This is a genomic window from Phaeodactylibacter luteus (assembly GCF_007993045.1).
GTDB lineage: Bacteria > Bacteroidota > Bacteroidia > Chitinophagales > Saprospiraceae > Phaeodactylibacter > Phaeodactylibacter luteus.
Map to the genome: position 1 here is coordinate 1 of NZ_VOOR01000295.1, position 206 is coordinate 206.

Below are 206 nucleotides of genomic sequence, written 5' to 3' on the forward strand. Positions count from 1 at the left end.
ATCTATCGCTTCATTAGAACCTTTCGTAACAGAAAAACCATCCAATGTTGGAATCTGTTCACCTCTGCCGTAAAAAGTCTGGCGACCTAACACATTTACGCCATTTGCCATTCCATACGCCATCCGACCCAAAAAACCACCTTCTTTCCTATTTTCCCAAAAACCAGCTTCTCTTTGTCTAAACCCATAAGCGGTTGCCGTTGCGG

The 206-nt window shown here is 44.2% G+C and carries 1 protein-coding gene; it reads right to left on the reverse strand.

The genetic code is table 11. The annotated features are described in order from the left end of the window. Positions 1-206, reverse strand: a 206-nt coding sequence (locus tag FRY97_RS23080; RefSeq protein WP_211356983.1) for a hypothetical protein, incomplete at both ends; no start/stop codon positions are given.